General features: G+C 33.3%; 3 protein-coding genes. All 3 read right to left on the bottom strand.

Annotated features, from left to right (window positions below):
* Positions 1-290, bottom strand: a 290-nt coding sequence (locus AC534G_RS27265; protein WP_496594634.1) for a hypothetical protein, incomplete at its 3' end; no start/stop codon positions are given.
* A 366-nt stretch (positions 291-656) separates the two neighbouring features.
* Positions 657-1,403: a replication/maintenance protein RepL gene (locus tag AC534G_RS27270; protein WP_180264242.1), complete on the bottom strand. Its 747-nt coding sequence runs from the start codon at positions 1,401-1,403 to the stop codon at positions 657-659.
* A 505-nt stretch (positions 1,404-1,908) separates the two neighbouring features.
* Positions 1,909-2,347 (bottom strand): tyrosine-type recombinase/integrase (locus AC534G_RS27275; protein ID WP_496594635.1); only part of this gene is annotated, 439 nt, incomplete at its 5' end.

Here is a 2,347-nt window from a genome sequence, read left to right on the forward strand (position 1 = left end):
TTAAAAAACCTGGCATTTTCATTATTGATTTTTACTTTTATTTTTCTAACCCCTATGCCTCTTCTCATTCTTCTATTTAGTTTTGATCCAATTATTCTAAATTCAATTTCATTTTTTTTGCTGTCATAGTTTACCGTAACTCCGGTTTGGAGTTCGTCCGGACGGCAACCCGTTGCATATAAAATAGCAAGTGCGTTAGCACATTTTAGATTGTGCGAAATCGCATAATCTAAAATATCCTCTCTAAAATTATCATTTAGTTTTTTTATATTTCTTTTTGAATTACCCATATTGATTTTTCCTCATTGCAAATTAAAAGAACCGGAAATTTCAAAATTCGCTTTGCTCAAATTTGAAATACCGTAAAACCCAAACCCTCCCCCCTTATGTTCAATTTTTCGCTATCGCTCAAATCGAACAACGACCCCCGGTTGGGGGTGGCAATTTTATGGCCTTCGCTTTGCTCTATCCCTAAAATGCCTTGTTGTTCCACCCAAAAAGACGGGTTGAAACAACTACTTATAGTACTGTTATAACCGGGTGGAAAATGCTGTCAATATTTGAAATGTGGAAAATCAATGGATAAAAAAAATCCCTTAGTGGAATAGAATTTATTCTATTTCAGTAAGGGATTCGCCTGCCCGGCGAGGGCGGTTTTACATTTCAGATTCAAAACCAAATTCGAAATTTTCCTCTTCGTCTTTAAACTTTTCTTTCCATTCTTCAGAAATTTCTTTTTCAAAATTATCTAATGCTTTTGATATTTTCTTTTCTTTTATCTGTTGTTTTTTCTTTTTAATCTCTTTGAGATTTTTTTCGTATGCTTTAATAAAATTATCGTCGAAGACTTTTTCAAATTCTTCTTCATCATCTAATTTATATGAGATAGAATTTAAAAAATGATCTCTAAATTGCATAAACAATTTATGAGGTAACCCTTTCATAAATATCACAGAATTTAAATAAATATGTCCGTTTTTCTCAATTAAACACTGCTTTTGTTTGAGGGTTTTAAATGTTTTACACATTGTAGATTTATTAATTCCTGTTAATTCGCAAAGTGCCTTTTGCGAAAAATTAATTAATAAATTTCCGTGTGAAAGCATTGACTCCATTATTTCCGTTAAAACCAATAATTCGTTTGTATTTAAACCATATTTTTTAATTAAAATTTTTAAATTTTTTGGGAATAAATGCACGTATTCAACACCTTCGGAAATAGATTTAAATTTATTTTCTTTTGTTTCAGAAATAACTAAAGTTTTATTTTTTTTATAAGCTTTTGCGTGAAATTCATAAACTGCAACTTTTTGTTCTGGTGTTAAATCATATTTTTCCAAAAACAAATCTAATTTTTCGTAATCAATACTTAAACTCTCATTTAATATATTTCCAATATCCATAGAAACCTCCTCTTTTTATTTATTTCTATATATATGTTTTAACATTTATAAAGGACTAGTCAATAGATTAAGTTGCAAAAAGTAGAAAAAGTTGCAGTTTAGAAACTGTAGTTTCTACTTGGAAACTGGCTAGAGTTGTCGGATTTGACAACCTCAGTTGACGAATTTGACAACTAGAGTTGACGAATTTGACAACTACGGTTGAAGTTTTTGACAACTGCCTTTTTTAAAAATCCAGTAATATCAATGGTTAGAGAGTAGTTTTTTAACTCCTAAGAACATCTAAGAATTTTAAGAACACTAAGGGGGTGAAATTTTCAACTTTTGAGATGGCTTTTAAGATCATTGGTTTTCAAGTAACAGATCAATCCCCCACGGGGGAAAACCATCCAGTTACCCGTTCCGGGCTTCTGCTTCGCTATGGAGGATTTTGCTGTAAAACCGTCCTGACCGGACGGGCCAACCCTTCACAGTCCAGGAGGGAACCTCCTGAACTGCTCACGGTTCATATTTTGAAGCGACGAACGGGAGCCGGTGGAGGACTGCTGGGGGTGGAAGTATCGGCAATTTTTGCCGCTGCTTTGTTTTTATTTGCGATCTTAAATCTCAATAATCTATCACCGCCACGGGGTTTAACATTGGTTTCGACATCTGCGATGTCATCAAATCCACCTTTGCTTTTTTTGCTCTTTCTTCCGTAACTCTGCTGAGATCTAACTGAGGCATGGCCCATAATCTGAGCTATTTCGATTTTATCATAATCGGAATTTTTCAATTCCGTTGCTTTTGCATGTCTAAAAGAATATGCAGAAGCATGGTAGGTTTTCCTGGGCCATAGCTTTTTCGATATTTTTGTTATGTACCCGGAAAATGCTTTGGCACTTTCAATTTTGATTTTGTGATCATATGACATTGGGTTTTCAATAAATTTATCAACAATGTTT

Source organism: Citrobacter sp. CRE-46 (assembly GCF_059615875.1).

Coding starts and splice junctions, on each gene's coding strand:
- AC534G_RS27270 (WP_180264242.1), bottom strand. CDS start 1,403: ATGGATATTGGAAATATATTAAATGAGAGTTTAAGTATTGATTACGAA.